This window comes from Bacillus tequilensis KCTC 13622 (genome assembly GCF_000507145.1).
GTDB classification, from domain to species: Bacteria; Bacillota; Bacilli; order Bacillales; family Bacillaceae; genus Bacillus; species Bacillus tequilensis.
Genome location: NZ_AYTO01000028.1, coordinates 1 through 14227, shown reverse-complemented (window position 1 = coordinate 14227; position 14227 = coordinate 1). Strand labels below are relative to the sequence as shown.

General features: G+C 43.3%; 16 protein-coding genes and 1 pseudogene. 15 read left to right on the top strand and 2 right to left on the bottom strand.

Going from position 1 to position 14227, the window contains the following annotated elements:
* Positions 1 to 2 precede the first annotated feature (2 nt).
* Positions 3 to 521 carry an acyltransferase gene (locus V756_RS0107860; protein ID WP_024714171.1) on the top strand — a complete coding sequence of 173 codons (519 nt, stop codon included), beginning with the start codon at positions 3 to 5 and terminating at the stop codon, positions 519 to 521.
* A gap of 17 nt (positions 522 to 538) precedes the next feature.
* Here V756_RS0107860 and V756_RS1000000123375 read toward each other — a convergent pair.
* Positions 539 to 853 (bottom strand): annotated as a pseudogene (locus V756_RS1000000123375) (hypothetical protein).
* Positions 854 to 1076: 223 nt separating this feature from the next.
* Positions 1077 to 1829 (bottom strand): C39 family peptidase, encoded by a 753-nt coding sequence (locus V756_RS0107850; RefSeq protein WP_024714169.1) that lies wholly within the window; start codon positions 1827 to 1829, stop codon positions 1077 to 1079.
* Between the two features lie 247 nt (positions 1830 to 2076).
* On the opposite strand from V756_RS0107850, the gene V756_RS0107845 reads away from it, so the two are divergent.
* The 14 genes from V756_RS0107845 to V756_RS01000000122070 form a co-directional block, all read left to right on the top strand.
* Complete coding sequence (locus tag V756_RS0107845; RefSeq protein WP_024714168.1) at positions 2077 to 3252, top strand: ATP phosphoribosyltransferase regulatory subunit; 1176 nt, start codon at positions 2077 to 2079, stop codon at positions 3250 to 3252.
* Positions 3245 to 3886 (top strand): ATP phosphoribosyltransferase, encoded by a 642-nt coding sequence (gene hisG / locus V756_RS0107840; RefSeq protein ID WP_024714167.1) that lies wholly within the window; start codon positions 3245 to 3247, stop codon positions 3884 to 3886. The genes V756_RS0107845 and hisG overlap by 8 nt, the downstream gene beginning before the upstream one ends.
* A complete protein-coding gene (gene hisD, locus V756_RS0107835) occupies positions 3883 to 5166 on the top strand; it encodes a histidinol dehydrogenase (protein WP_024714166.1) in 1284 nt (427 codons plus the stop codon). The genes hisG and hisD overlap by 4 nt, the downstream gene beginning before the upstream one ends.
* Positions 5163 to 5747: an imidazoleglycerol-phosphate dehydratase HisB gene (gene hisB, locus V756_RS0107830; RefSeq protein ID WP_024714165.1), complete on the top strand. Its 585-nt coding sequence runs from the start codon at positions 5163 to 5165 to the stop codon at positions 5745 to 5747. The genes hisD and hisB overlap by 4 nt, the downstream gene beginning before the upstream one ends.
* Complete coding sequence (hisH, locus tag V756_RS0107825) at positions 5748 to 6386, top strand: imidazole glycerol phosphate synthase subunit HisH (RefSeq protein WP_024714164.1); 639 nt, start codon at positions 5748 to 5750, stop codon at positions 6384 to 6386.
* The gene (gene hisA, locus V756_RS0107820; protein WP_024714163.1) at positions 6383 to 7120 is read left to right on the top strand and encodes a 1-(5-phosphoribosyl)-5-[(5-phosphoribosylamino)methylideneamino]imidazole-4-carboxamide isomerase; all 738 of its coding nucleotides are present in this window, start codon (positions 6383 to 6385) and stop codon (positions 7118 to 7120) included. The genes hisH and hisA overlap by 4 nt, the downstream gene beginning before the upstream one ends.
* Positions 7117 to 7875 carry an imidazole glycerol phosphate synthase subunit HisF gene (gene hisF, locus V756_RS0107815; RefSeq protein ID WP_024714162.1) on the top strand — a complete coding sequence of 253 codons (759 nt, stop codon included), beginning with the start codon at positions 7117 to 7119 and terminating at the stop codon, positions 7873 to 7875. Before hisA ends, hisF begins: the two co-directional genes overlap by 4 nt.
* Complete coding sequence (gene hisIE, locus V756_RS0107810) at positions 7872 to 8495, top strand: bifunctional phosphoribosyl-AMP cyclohydrolase/phosphoribosyl-ATP diphosphatase HisIE (RefSeq protein WP_024714161.1); 624 nt, start codon at positions 7872 to 7874, stop codon at positions 8493 to 8495. The genes hisF and hisIE overlap by 4 nt, the downstream gene beginning before the upstream one ends.
* 292 nt (positions 8496 to 8787) lie before the next feature.
* Positions 8788 to 10446 (top strand): DUF2339 domain-containing protein, encoded by a 1659-nt coding sequence (locus V756_RS0107805; protein WP_024714160.1) that lies wholly within the window; start codon positions 8788 to 8790, stop codon positions 10444 to 10446.
* A gap of 108 nt (positions 10447 to 10554) precedes the next feature.
* Positions 10555 to 11277, top strand: coding sequence for a lipoprotein YvcA (gene yvcA / locus V756_RS0107800; protein ID WP_024714159.1), 723 nt, complete (start codon positions 10555 to 10557; stop codon positions 11275 to 11277).
* 90 nt (positions 11278 to 11367) lie between these two features.
* Entirely contained in the window at positions 11368 to 12054 is a 687-nt protein-coding gene (gene yvcA / locus V756_RS0107795) for a lipoprotein YvcA (RefSeq protein WP_024714158.1), read from the top strand.
* Positions 12055 to 12212: 158 nt separating this feature from the next.
* Positions 12213 to 12896 carry a lipoprotein YvcA gene (yvcA, locus tag V756_RS0107790; RefSeq protein WP_024714157.1) on the top strand — a complete coding sequence of 228 codons (684 nt, stop codon included), beginning with the start codon at positions 12213 to 12215 and terminating at the stop codon, positions 12894 to 12896.
* A gap of 113 nt (positions 12897 to 13009) precedes the next feature.
* Complete coding sequence (gene yvcA / locus V756_RS0107785; RefSeq protein ID WP_024714156.1) at positions 13010 to 13702, top strand: lipoprotein YvcA; 693 nt, start codon at positions 13010 to 13012, stop codon at positions 13700 to 13702.
* Between the two features lie 294 nt (positions 13703 to 13996).
* Positions 13997 to 14227 (top strand): YvcA-related protein (locus V756_RS01000000122070; protein WP_497006352.1); only part of this gene is annotated, 231 nt, incomplete at its 3' end.

The window sequence follows — 14227 nt, the reverse complement described above, 5'->3', positions numbered from 1 at the left end:
CTGTGAGAAAAACAGATCGGCATCCGGTCTCGGGAGCTAACTCACTATGGCATGTCTATCAGACAGTGCCTTTTTTGAAGGTTGTCAAAAATTTTATTGTCATTCAAATTGCGAGATATACACCGTTTATAGGGATGAAAAACTGGCTGTACCGTACATTGCTGCGGATGGAGGTCGGAAAACAGACATCCTTTGCTCTCATGGTGATGCCTGATATTATGTTTCCAGAAAAAATCTCAGTCGGAACAAATACGATCATCGGATACAATACGACCATTTTGGCCCATGAGTATTTGATTCAGGAATACCGGATCGGCGAAGTCATGATCGGAGATGAAGTTATGATCGGTGCCAACACGACCATTCTGCCCGGTGTGGAAATAGGGGATGGCGCAGTTGTGTCCGCCGGAACTCTTGTCCATAAGGATGTGCCTGCTGGGGCATTTGTCGGCGGAAATCCGATGAAAATCATTTATACGAAGGAAGAAATGCAAGAAAGATTGAAAAAGCCCGCTGAATAAACATCAGCGGGCTTTTTTTATGTTGGTGTATTGTTGTTTTCATAAATATGTGGACGCCAACCCATTTTTTGGAGTAGCGTGTATTTGTCATGCTGACCGTGCTTGTTTTGCTGTTGCTTCTTTCATGTTCGTGATGGTGCGCTTGTCGATGATCACATCAACGTGGAAGGTTGAACCGCCGAGCTGTCTAATGAATTTTCCGCCATGAACCGCTGCCCCTTCCCATCATATGTTGTATTTTTTGGCACGATAATTGTTTCGTGAACCACTTTGTCAGCTGCAAAAGCAGTTGGTGACTGAAACAGGCTGAAACCCACAAACAAACCGAACATAAATAGGATAGACACGATTTTTTAGAGAAGCCTCAGCGTCTTGCACCGGCTTCTCTCACTCAGATCGGGCAAGGCTGAATCTGCTTTCATCATAAAAACAGACAGCCTGAATGTAAAAAAATGTTAGGTGGGAAATGAATCGATATTACGGGATTGCTGCAAAAAGCATGAATATTGTCGTTTTTGCCCAGGGTAGAGCATAGGCACTGTGGAAGCAGGCTGTTTACTTTTGAATCACGATGGCCTGACTGCCCATCTGTTTCCACGCTTTTTCAAAGCTCGTTCTGTCGGTTTTTCTGTTTTTATAGCCATATGGATCATTGAGATATACATATTTCTTATCATATCCCGTAACGGCTACGCTGTGTTCACTGTACGTAATATCAATTGTTCCGTTTGGCGTTTTCCATGTCTGCATGTTGTCAACTGGCGCAAAGCTGGCTGTCGTAATGACCCAAACGGGATTGCCCTTCTCAAGCTGTTGATAAACAGCGGAAATGCCTTTGCCAGTCAGGTCAGACACTTTGTCTCCGGCATAGGTTTTCGCCAGCTGATAGATCGGTCCGTGGTAGACACCGAGACCCGGGCCATTTGCCATATCGCCGACAAATCCGTCATTTGGGTCACCTTTTAATCCGCTGCTGTATGTCAAAGGCACTGTGGTGATCTTGTGAGCCAGTGTGTTTTTGGACACGTTGTATCCAGCGTATTTTAGCACCATCGCAAGGCTTGTGACTTCACAGCCGTTATAGAGCCGAGGTGCATCCATTTGGTTATAAAGGACGACATCCAGCGGTTTTGCGCTTCCCTTCAGCTTCTTTTCGCTGTTTGCGGCTGTGTCCGTATTGCTTTCAAAAACCACTTTTTTAAGGCTGTCCAAAAAAGGAATATCTATATTTTTTGCATCTATTTTAAGTCCGAAAAAAATAACGCCTGAAAGAATGATCAGGACACATAGAGTTCGCAGTGTTTTCATCTTTATCTCCTTGTTCTCTATTTGATTTGTATTATAGCACGCCAAACACAAAGAATTTGAGATATGACGCACCTTTCATGATTTATTCATGCTTCTTTTATTATGAGGAGGAAATCTGAACGAAAAAATTCCCTGGTAAAGTTAAGCGTTGATTTTCACTCTTTCATCTGCTAACATATTATCATATTAGCGAACTAAAGGATTCGGAATTTTCCTTCAAACGATGGCAACGGAGGTGCTCGGGTTAATGTTTATGTTTGAAAAACCGCATGGCATGAGGGATACACTGCCTGGTTTATACGAAACGAAAAAAAAGGTGAGACAATCGTTAACCGATTTGATCAATAAATGGGGATATCAATTTATGGAAACGCCGACACTGGAGTTTTACGATACCGTTGGTGTCCAGTCTGCAATTGAAGAGCAGCGGCTGTTTAAGCTTCTTGATCAGGACGGCAAAACATTGGTGCTTCGCCCGGATATGACTGGACCGATTGCAAGGGTGGCGGCGTCAAAGCTTCTGAAAAACGATCATCCGCTCAGAGTCGGATATGCGGCAAATGTGTTCAGGGCACAGGAACGTGAAGGCGGACGCCCCGCTGAATTCGAGCAGGTCGGAGTGGAATTAATCGGTGACGGCACGACAAGCGCTGATGCAGAGGTCATTGCTTTAGTCGTCGGCGCATTAAAAAGGGTCGGGCTGGCTTCCTTTAAAATTGCCATTGGCCACGCCGGCATTGCGGATGCCCTGTTTGTTGAGGTGCTCGGTAACGTTGAACGCGCTGATGTGCTGCGGAGATTTTTATACGAGAAGAATTACGTCGGCTACAGAGAGCACGTCAAATCTCTTCCGCTTTCCTCCATTGATAAAAACAGGCTGCTCGAGCTTCTTGAACTGCGGGGCGGAATAGAAGTTTGCAGACGTGCAGAGGAAATCGTTGATTCCGTACAAGGAAGAAGCGTGGTTGATGAGCTGAAGGCGCTCTGGGACATTCTTGAGGATTACGGATGTACGGAAAATGTCCGCCTTGATCTGAATATGGTCAGTCACATGAGCTATTACACAGGCATTTTATTTGAGGTGTACGCCGAAAATGTCGGCTTTGTCATTGGAAGCGGCGGCCGTTACAACAAGCTTCTGGGTCATTTTGATTCACCCGCCCCGGCGACAGGCTTCGGGCTTCGAATCGACCGGCTGCTTGAAGCGCTTCATGTGAAAGACGAATCTTGTGAAATAGACGCTGTTATTTTCAGCAAAGAGCAGCGTGCGCAAGCCATCGCCTACGCGAATGAAGCACGTATGAAAGGGAACAAAGTGGTTCTTCAAGATTTATCGGGAATTGAAAACATTGATCAGATGACAAAATCTTTTGCAAACGTCACCTATTTTATCGGTGCCAGAAAGGAAGAGCAAAATGGGTAAGTTACTCACAATGGCGATGCCAAAGGGCCGGATATTTGAAGAAGCGGCAGGGCTGCTGAGGCAGGCGGGCTACAAGCTCCCTGAGGAGTTTGAAGATTCGAGAAAACTGATCATCGATGTACCGGAGGAAAATCTCCGTTTCATATTAGCAAAGCCGATGGACGTGACAACATATGTGGAGCATGGTGTGGCAGACGTCGGAATTGCTGGCAAGGATGTCATGCTGGAGGAGGAACGCGATGTGTATGAGGTGCTGGATTTGAAAATCAGCAAATGCCACTTGGCAGTCGCCGGACTTCCGGATACAGACTGGAGCGGCGTAGCGCCGAGAATCGCGACAAAGTATCCGAATGTGGCTTCCGGTTATTTTAGAGAGCAGGGTGAACAAGTCGAAATCATTAAGCTTAACGGGTCAATCGAGTTGGCCCCGCTCATTGGACTTGCGGATCGGATCGTGGACATTGTTTCCACAGGACAGACGCTGAAAGAAAACGGGCTTATTGAAACGGAGCACATTTGTGACATTACATCTCGCTTTATTGTCAACCCGGTAAGCTATCGCATGAAAGACGATGTGATTGACGAAATGGCATCCCGATTATCCCTCGTCGTGGAAGGAGAAACGGCAAAATGAAGATGAAAACCATCAGCGGGGCAGAACGCCTTTCTCTCAAGCGTTCAATAGATGCCGGAACGGAAGAGCAGAGAAAAGCGGTCCGATCCATTATTGACGATGTGAAAGCAAACGGTGATCAGGCGGTCCGCAGCTACACGGCGAAATTTGACGGCATCGAAATAAACAGCCCGCTTGTTACAAAAGAAGAGATAGAGGAAGCGTACACTTTGCTGGATTCTCAGCTGCTTCAGGTGATTAGGCAGGCAATCGAAAATATTAGGGAATATCACGAAAGACAGCTGCAATCTTCATGGTTTTACCACAGAAAGGACGGCACAATGCTGGGGCAGAAAGTGACCGCGCTTGATTCCGCGGGCGTCTATGTGCCGGGGGGAACGGCCGCATATCCCTCATCTGTTTTGATGAATGTGATTCCGGCGCTCGTAGCGGGCGTTGAAAGAATTGTTCTCGTCACGCCTCCGGGAAGCGACGGGCGGCTGTCTCCGGGTGTTTTAGTCGCTGCTGCCGAGCTGGGCATAAAAGACATTTATAAAATGGGCGGCGCTCAAGCGATTGCAGCGCTGGCGTATGGAACTGAAACCATTGAGCCGGTGGATAAAATCACAGGTCCGGGAAATATTTATGTGGCGCTTGCCAAACGAGAAGTGTTTGGCGATGTCGATATTGATATGATTGCCGGACCGAGTGAAATCGTCGTACTGGCTGATGAAACAGCGATTCCGCGTGAAGTTGCCGCCGACCTGCTTTCACAGGCGGAACACGATAAGCTCAGCTCATGCGTGTTTGTCACAGATTCCATAGCGCTTGCCGAGGCGGTTTCAGCCAAGGTGAACGAGCAGCTGAAAACCTTGCCGCGACGAGAAATAGCGGAAGCTTCAGTGAGTGATTACGGCTGTATCTATGTGGCGGAAACAATGGATGATGCGATTGATATCGTTAATACACTTGCACCGGAGCACTTAGAAATCATTACACAGTCTCCCGAAGCTTTGCTTGGCAGAATCAAACACGCAGGTGCGATTTTCTTAGGCAGATACAGCCCTGAGCCTGTCGGCGATTATTTTGCCGGACCGAACCATGTGCTTCCGACAAACGGAACAGCCAGATTTTCCAGTCCATTAAACGTAACGGATTTCCAAAAGAAATCGAGCATTATTTCTTACAGCCAATCAGCCTTTGAAGAACATGCCGAAAGTATCGCGGCTTTTGCCAGACTCGAAGGATTAGAAGCCCATGCCAGATCAATTGAAGCGAGAGAACGGAGGAATTCAAAATGAGAAAAGCGGAACGCGCCAGAAAAACAAACGAAACAGATATTGAACTGGCATTTGCAATTGACGGCGAAGGACAAGCGGATATTCAAACAGACGTGCCGTTTATGACGCACATGCTGGATTTGTTCACGAAACACGGGCAATTCGATCTTGCCATTAACGCAAAAGGTGATGTTGATATCGATGATCACCATACGACTGAAGACATTGGCATCTGTTTAGGGCAGGCGCTGCTCGAGGCCTTGGGCGATAAAAAAGGAATCAAACGCTACGGATCGGCATTTGTGCCGATGGATGAAGCACTTGCTCAAGTTGTCATCGATTTAAGCAATCGCCCGCACTTGGAAATGCGCGGTGACTTCCCGGCAGCTAAAGTCGGAACCTTTGATACAGAGCTGGTACATGAATTTTTGTGGAAGCTGGCGCTTGAAGCACGGATGAATCTGCACGTCATCGTTCATTACGGCACAAACACCCACCACATGATTGAAGCTGTTTTTAAAGCGCTGGGGCGTGCGCTTGATGAAGCGACAATGATTGATCCGCGTGTTAAAGGAATACCGTCAACGAAAGGGATGCTGTAAATGATCGGTGTGATAGATTACGGAATGGGCAATTTATACAGTGTCTCAAAGGCGCTTGAGCGTGTCGGCGTGCCGTACTTTGTTTCTGAAAAGCCGGAGGAGCTGAAAGAAGCCGATGCCTTTATTTTGCCGGGAGTCGGTTCATTTGGCGATGCGATGGATAATTTGCGCAGCGCGAAGCTCGATCAGTTGATTCACGAGATGGTGTCAGAAGGGAGATTGCTTCTCGGGATCTGCCTCGGCATGCAGCTGTTATTTGACCAAAGCGAAGAAAACGGCACCGCCTCAGGCTTAGCGCTGTTAAAAGGAAAAGCGGTCAGGCTAAAAGCAGAAGATGAGAAAGGAAACAAGCTGAAGGTCCCGCATATGGGATGGAACCGTCTTTCCTTTCATAACGAATCTCCGCTATTGGCTGAAACAGAACAAGGCTACGCTTATTTCGTGCATTCGTATTACATTGACGGGATGGAAGAGGCCGCACTTCTGGCAAGCGCCGATTATGGGGTGAGAGTGCCTGCTGTAGTCGGAAAAGGGAACGTCTTCGGCGCCCAATTCCATCCGGAAAAAAGCAGCACGGTCGGAATGTCGATTTTAACCCAATTCACGAAAATGGCAGCAGAACAGAAGGTGAAAAAATGAGTGCATTTACTTTATATCCGGCAATTGATATGAGAAACGGCAAATGTGTCCGCCTTGTCCAAGGAGATTATAATCAGGAAACGATATACGGCGATTCACCATACGACATGGCCGCACTGTTTGCGAGTGAGGGTGCTGAATGGATTCATCTCGTTGATCTCGACGGCGCCAAAGAAGGAAAAAGAGTAAATGACCGCCATGTGATCGAGATTGCGCAACAGCTGGACCTGAAAGTGGAAATCGGCGGCGGGATCCGTTCCGAAAGTGACGTTTATGAATACTTATCAGCAGGAGTCGATCGAGTCATCCTGGGGAGCTCAGCTGTTTCTAATCCTCCGTTTGTCAAAAAAATGCTGAAACAATATGGCGGGAAAATTGCAATCGGACTGGACGCGAGAAACGGCTTTGTGTCAACTGAGGGTTGGCTGGAAACATCAACACTTAAGGCAGCTGAACTCGGTAAAGAGCTTGCCAATGAAGGAGCGGAAGTCTTTATTTTTACTGACATCGCGACAGACGGAATGCTGTCAGGACCTAATATTGACAGTACGGTCGAGCTTGCTAAGGAAACGGGTAAATCTGTGATTGCTTCCGGCGGAGTCAGCTCTGTCGCGGATCTTAAAGCCCTCGCCCGCTATCAGGCGGATGGCGTGTCTGGAGCGATCATCGGAAAAGCGCTGTACACCAATCAGTTTACGCTGAGCGAGGCGCTTGAAAGGGTGAAGCGCAAATGATCACAAAACGGATTATTCCATGTCTTGATGTCAAAGAAGGACGCGTTGTCAAAGGAATTCAATTTCTCGAATTAAAGGATGCCGGTGATCCGGTTGAACTCGCCGAAGTGTACGACCGGGAAGGGGCCGATGAACTCGTTTTTCTTGATATTTCTGCCTCGCATGAAGGACGCAAAACAATGGTTGACGTTGTGGAGCAGGTCGCCGCGAAGCTCGCCATTCCATTTACAGTCGGCGGCGGCATCAATCAGCTCAGCGATATGAAAACACTTCTGCGTGCCGGCGCGGACAAAGTGTCGGTGAATACGGCAGCTGTTCTCCGCCCAGAGCTGATTACAGAAGGAGCCGAGTTTTTCGGTTCGCAATGTATCGTCCTTGCCATCGATGCCAAGTATGACCAAGAATCCGGAACATATAAGGTCTACACACACGGCGGCAGAAAGAAAACAGATTGGGAAGTAACGAGATGGGCAAAAGAAGGTGTCAAACGCGGAGCTGGAGAAATCCTGCTGACAAGCATGGACTCTGACGGTGAGAAAAAAGGCTTTGACCACAGGCTGACAAAGCTTGTTTCTGATTCTGTCCCAGTACCTGTTATCGCTTCGGGAGGTGCGGGAAACGCGCAGCATATGCTTGAGGCTTTTACAAAAGGAGAAGCCGACGCCGCGCTGGCCGCCTCTATTTTTCATTATAAAGAAACATCGATTAAAGAAGTGAAATCATACTTAAAAGAGTACGGGGTGAATGTGAGATGAAACAGGCAGATGAACTGCGTTTTAATGAGGACGGGTTAATCCCTGCCATCGTGCAGGATGCGGCAAGTAAGGAAGTACTGACACTTGCCTATATGAACAAGGAATCGTACGAAAAAACGCTGGAAACGAAAGAAACATGGTTTTACAGCCGCTCTCGCCAAGCGTTATGGCATAAAGGAGAAACCTCAGGCAACACGCAAGCCGTCAAAGAAATCCGGTATGACTGTGACCAAGACGCACTGCTCGTGCTCGTAGAACCCTCAGGCCCGGCATGCCACACTGGCAGCTACAGCTGTTTTACAAAGGAACAAACAGAAGAACAGGCTGCCGGCCGATTTGACATTATGAACGAGCTGGAACGCGTAATCGCGGAACGCCAAGCGGAAATGCCTGAAGGAGCTTACACGACATACCTTTTCAGAGAAGGCGTCGATAAGATTTTGAAAAAAGTCGGTGAAGAAGCATCTGAAGTCATCATTGCCGCGAAAAACCGAGACCACGAGGAGCTCAAATGGGAAGCGGCAGACCTGCTGTATCACCTGCTTGTCCTGCTCAGAGAACAAGCCCTGCCGCTGGATGATGTGCTCGATGTATTGAAGAAACGACATACTGAGAAATAAGAGCATGGGAGCTGTATAGATGACAGCTCCTTTTTTTATGCATCTTTATGACGGATCTCTTTGTCGTTATTCCAGTAAATGAAATGAAAAATATCTATGTTTATGAGAATAAATACAAAAAATCAATCAAATTTCCTATTCATCGTAAATTTTCCTGATGTAACATAATAAAGGATGAAAATCCTGAATGGACAACAGGTCTTTAGGATGATTTTATACGAACCGGTAAGGAGAGTGAGGAAGAATCATATCATGAAAAAGCGGCTGCTAATTATTCGAAAATGGGGAGAGAATGGTGAACAAAAAAATTGATGAACTGAACAAAAGAGTTGGGCGCTTGGAACAAGAACTGGAAAGTGTCAAAAGGGAGATCCTATACCTTTCTAGAAGCAAGAAAGAACAAGCCATCGTCAAAACGGAAGAGAACCCAAAAATCAACAAAGAAGCCGAAGTTCCAAAAAAGACGCCGGCTCCGCCAAAAGAAAACCGCACGTTAGAAAACTTGGCGGGAAATTGGCTTCCAAAGATCTTTATTTTTGTTTTTCTTCTTGGCATGATTTGGGCGTTTGCGGCGGCTGCTGAAAAAGGATGGGTCAACACATATATGAGGGTGGCTGCAGGACTGATTGTCTCCATAGTGCTATATGTTCTCGGAAGCAGGCAATATAAGAAAAATAGCAGTGTGCTGAGTATTTCATTATTGGCGGGCAGTAATATTGTCTACATAGTTTCCCTATTTGCGGGGAATATGCTGTACCAGATCATACCGACCCCGCTTACCATGATCCTTCTTGCGGCAGGTGTTGCAGGCGGAGTGTACATATCAAGAAAGTATCGATCACAAACACTGATTGCGATTATCGGCGCAGGTGTTTACTTGTATCCTTTTTTATTTGGCGGGGAACATGGGAACGAATACATCTTTTATGTATATGAGGCATTGGTTTTCGCAGGCTTGATGTATGAGACCGTCAAACAAAAGTACATCGTGGCATGGAATATAGCAAACTATGCTTTCATATTAGCGATTTTTGCTTTCTTATCATTTACAGATGCACAGGTGACGGGTTGGACCCTTGCTGTATTTATCCTACAGCAGGCGATTACGATCCTCTCAGCCTTACGATCGAACAGCCAATTTAAAAAAGCTGTCTATCTCACAGCCGTTTCCATCGGAGCTTTTGTCGTTTTCAGCACAGGAATTGTCCTCTATATGAAGAGCGATACAGCATTATACGCATTTTATACTGCTGCATTTGTGTTGTACCTGTTGGTAAGCTTTTGGAAAAGAAAAGAATTTCCCGAAATCAAACATACGTTTTTTCTCATTTCTATGATTTATTTTAATGTATTAGCAGCGGATGCATTAGATGAAAATGAGATTTTGCTGTACATCATATTCACGTTACAAGGAATGATGATGTGTTACGTGTCCTACCGCAAAAAAAGCTGGCTGATCGGCATAGCCGGAGTGATTGTATTATTCCAGGCAGCCTGCGGCCTGATGCAATACCCGGCACATTCATTACACGTTCTCAGCATCGTCTCTTGGCTGGTGCTGATCAGCTCACTATTTTCTGCCTATCTGTATTCGAAAAACATACAGCATAAACAAATCACGATTGTTGTTTCATACGCTGTTTCATTCCTGATGCTTGTATTCTTCAGTAAATTATCCATATGGATGACGGATAGAATTGCCGGCGTATCAGTAAACGTCGGTGTATCCCTGTCTTGGTTTATTTTTGTCATTGTGATGTACGCTGTTTATTACACAACCAAAGACAAGACATGGAACCGAATCGGGCTGATCTTTTTATTCATTACACTAGCCAAAATGATTTTAATAGATTCTGCTTCAATTGATCTTGTTTGGAGAGCGGTCTTATTCATCTTGTTAGGAGTCATTGGCCTGTTTATCTCAAGAATATTTTATTCGAGAAAAGAGTAACAATCATGCCTGATCAAGACTGCCGAGAGAACGCGGCGGTCTTTTGTTCGTTTGATTCCATTTTGTAATATGAATAACAATCTAACAGTTAAACCGTGGAGGATCGCCATGAAAAAGATCATTTTGATTTGCACAAGCTTATTGCTTGCCCTAACAGGCGGATGCAGTATGAATGACACTGATAAAAACAGCACAAATGACAATAAAACAAAAGCCGTAAAACCAAAAGATATGGATCCCAAAGACCTGCCGAAAGTTCCGGCGTTTCAGGACGAAAAAATGAGAGAATACATGGTGTCAACGAAAGAAGCGGAGCCAGGGTATTATTTGCTTGAGTCTAAGCTGAAAGGGTTTAGGATGCTGTTTCCGGAGGATGCGACATATTCAAGCTATTTGTCTAGCTTTGATGAAAATGAAGAAATAATCGCATTTGATAGTTACGATAAACCAAAAAATAAAATGATAAACGCACAAATAGAGTATTACCAAGGAACTTCTTTTATTAATACTCCTGAGACAATGTTAGAGCAAGTTAGCAGTGAAAATGGTTATAAAGGCAAGTTTGAAAAGCTGGAGAACGAAGACAAAGATATTTATATTGCTCATAAGAAAAATCATTTTCAAAACGAGAAAAACAAATACAACTTTTCATACAGATATTTCGGTTATATGAAATCACCCGAGAAAAAACAAGCAGGTATCGTATTTTCATTTATGTTTAGATGTCCGAATGATAAGAAGCCTTGTACATTAGATCAAGATCATTTAGGAGATCAGGTGAAAAAGCAGATGAAATCCATCACCTTTTTAGATCATAAACAGGAGAAATAAACGGAATACAAAGATTAAAATTCAGGCTAAAAATCACTTTTTGATTAAGGACATAAAAGCCAATTAACCAAAAAACCATGGAGGCTCTTCATGAAAAAAATCATTTTGATCAGTTTCAGCTTATTGCTTGTCCTAACAAGCGGATGCAGTATGAATGATAATGAAACAAAAGCCGTAAACCCAAAAGACTTGCCGCAAGTTCCAGCATTTCAGGACGAAAAAATGAGAGAATACATGATGTCAACGAAAGAAGCGGAGCCGGGATATTATGTGCTTGAGTCTAAGCTGAAAGGGTTTAGGATGCTGTTTCCGGGAGATGCGAAATATCTATCAAGAAGATCCTCGTTGACTGGGAAAAATAAAGAAAGTATTGGATTTAATAGTTTTGACAAAGACACCAATGTAATGTTTGATGGGCATGTAACCTATTACAAAGAAGAAAGTTTTGCGAATGAACCTGAAACAATGCTGGATATTGTAAGTGGTAAAAATGATTACAAAGGCGAATACAAAAAAAGCAGCAATAAGAACACGGATATCTACTTTGCTAAGAAAAAAGATATCTTTAACGATATTGATAGAAAATATAATGATTCATACAGTTACTTTGGGTATGTGAAATCTACAGAAAAAGATAACCTAGGAGTTGAATACACCTTTTTCTTCGGATGCAAAAATGAAAATCAGCCATGCTATTTAGATGAAGAAAGGGCTAAAAATAAAGTTGAGAAATTAATTCATTCTATCACCTTTTTAATAGATAAAAAGGAGAAATAAGATGGAAAATGAGAATGAGGGCGAAACATTACGGTTCATTGATGATTTAGAATTCGACCATTAATAATAGTTTCCTCAATGAACGCAAGAAGTTATAGAAATCTAATAAGGTGATTAGCATGATTTTGGGGAAACAAGAAAACCTTTGGAGGGTCATCATGAAAAAGATCATCTTGATTTGCACCAGCATATTACTTGCTCTGACAACCGGATGCAGTACAAATGACAATAAAACAAAAGCCGTAAACCCAAAAGACCTGCCGCAAGTTCCGGCGTTTCAAGATGAAAAAACGAGAGAGTATATGGTGTCAACGATAGAAGAGGAACCGGGATATTATGTGCTGGAGTCTAAGCTGAAAGGATTTAGGATGTTGTTTCCATGGGATGGCGAGTATCTTCCAGACTATTCTACGTCAAATGGGGAGAATAGCGAATCGATAGGGTTTCAAAGCGATAATGAAAAATCAAATATTCTCTTAGATGCACAAATTAGCTATTATAACAAATCTACTTTTATTAATAGTCCAGAGACAATGTTGCACCAAATTAGTAATGAGAATGGTTACAAAGGTGATTTTAAGAAAGAAAAAACTGCTGGAAAAACTGTTTATGCAGCATCAAAAAAAAGCACTTTTAAAAATAGTGCTCGTAAATACAATTATTCCTTCCAATATTTTGGATATATAAAATCTAGTAGTGAAGAATACCTGGGAATCGTATATTCTTTTATAGTTCGTTGTAAAAAAGATGATAAACCCTGTGCTTTGGATGAAGATCAAGCAAGAGAAAGAGCTGATACTCTGATTCGTTCTATCACCTTTTTAGAAGGAGGGAAGAGATAGGCAATAAGAATGTTTACCGGAATAAAAAAGTAAAGTCCTGTTTCATATCACTATAGAATTATTTTACAATCGGACCAGCAGTATTGATTAGTTAAACCTTTTGGAGGGTCGCCATGAAAAAGATCATCTTGATTTGCATCAGCTTATTGCTTGCCCTAGGCGGATGCAGTATGAATGAAACTGATAAAAACAGTACAAATGACAATAAAACAAAAGCCGTAAAACCAGAAGACATGGATCCAAAAGACCTGCCGCAAGTTCCGGCGTTTCAGGATGAAAAAACGAGAGAGTACATGGTGTCAACGAAAGAAGAGGAGCCGGGGTATTATGTGCTGGAGTCTAAGCTGAAAGGATTTAGGATGTTGTTTCCGGAGAATGGGGAGTACTCAGACTCTGAAACTTCAAAGAAAAACGAATCACTATTTTTTGACAGTGTGAATAAAAAAACGAATATAGTCATGAATGCTTCAGTAAAGTTTTATCAAAATGAATCATTTATAAATGATCCGGAGACTATGTTGGATATCGTTAGCGGTAAAAATGAATACAAAGGTCATTTTGAAAAATTAGAAGCGGAGGACAAGGATATTTACTTTGCTTCAAAACAAGAATTCTTCGACAAAGAAGAAAAACCATCTTATATCTATCTTGGGTATATAAAATCAAAAAAACAAGATGATTTAGGTATGGAATATTCTTTTATGTTTAGCTGCTCTGCCAATGCACAGACATGCAAACCAGATCCAAAAGCAAATGAAGAACAGGTTAAAAGAATAATAAATTCTGTTACCTTTGGCGATGGGTAAGAGAAAAATACAAACACTGATGTCAAAGAATTGTTTATCTCGAAGAGGTTTTATTCGAAACAGAAGTAGTAATCGCTCAAAGACTGCCAAGGGAAACAGCGTTTTTTCGAGTAAGAGAAATTTAACCCGTATCTTAAGCACTCCTTTCTGTTTATTGGTGTAAACCGAGTCTATTTTCCTATTTATCAAATTTATTCCATGTTGTAACATGAATAAGGATAAAATAATCACTTTGAAACAGGGTCATTAGTATGATTTTGATTAATCAGCTCAAAAAACCCTTGGAGGTTCGTAATGAAAAAGATCATCTTTATTTGCTTCAGCTTATTACTAGCCCTAACAGGAGGATGCAGTATGAACGACAATGAAAAAAACAAAAAAAATGACAATAAAACAGAAGCTGTAAAACCAAAAGACATGGATCCAAAAGACCTGCCGCAAGTTCCAGCGTTTCAGGACGAGAAAACGAGAGAGTACATGGTGTCAACGAAAGAAGAGGAGCCGGGGTATTATGTGCTGGAGTCT

Coding starts and splice junctions, on each gene's coding strand:
- V756_RS0107850 (WP_024714169.1), bottom strand. CDS start 1,829: ATGAAAACACTGCGAACTCTATGTGTCCTGATCATTCTTTCAGGCGTT.
- V756_RS0107845 (WP_024714168.1), top strand. CDS start 2,077: ATGTTTATGTTTGAAAAACCGCATGGCATGAGGGATACACTGCCTGGT.
- hisG (WP_024714167.1), top strand. CDS start 3,245: ATGGGTAAGTTACTCACAATGGCGATGCCAAAGGGCCGGATATTTGAA.
- hisD (WP_024714166.1), top strand. CDS start 3,883: ATGAAGATGAAAACCATCAGCGGGGCAGAACGCCTTTCTCTCAAGCGT.
- hisB (WP_024714165.1), top strand. CDS start 5,163: ATGAGAAAAGCGGAACGCGCCAGAAAAACAAACGAAACAGATATTGAA.
- hisH (WP_024714164.1), top strand. CDS start 5,748: ATGATCGGTGTGATAGATTACGGAATGGGCAATTTATACAGTGTCTCA.
- hisA (WP_024714163.1), top strand. CDS start 6,383: ATGAGTGCATTTACTTTATATCCGGCAATTGATATGAGAAACGGCAAA.
- hisF (WP_024714162.1), top strand. CDS start 7,117: ATGATCACAAAACGGATTATTCCATGTCTTGATGTCAAAGAAGGACGC.
- hisIE (WP_024714161.1), top strand. CDS start 7,872: ATGAAACAGGCAGATGAACTGCGTTTTAATGAGGACGGGTTAATCCCT.
- V756_RS0107805 (WP_024714160.1), top strand. CDS start 8,788: ATGGTGAACAAAAAAATTGATGAACTGAACAAAAGAGTTGGGCGCTTG.
- yvcA (WP_024714159.1), top strand. CDS start 10,555: ATGAAAAAGATCATTTTGATTTGCACAAGCTTATTGCTTGCCCTAACA.
- yvcA (WP_024714158.1), top strand. CDS start 11,368: ATGAAAAAAATCATTTTGATCAGTTTCAGCTTATTGCTTGTCCTAACA.
- yvcA (WP_024714157.1), top strand. CDS start 12,213: ATGAAAAAGATCATCTTGATTTGCACCAGCATATTACTTGCTCTGACA.
- yvcA (WP_024714156.1), top strand. CDS start 13,010: ATGAAAAAGATCATCTTGATTTGCATCAGCTTATTGCTTGCCCTAGGC.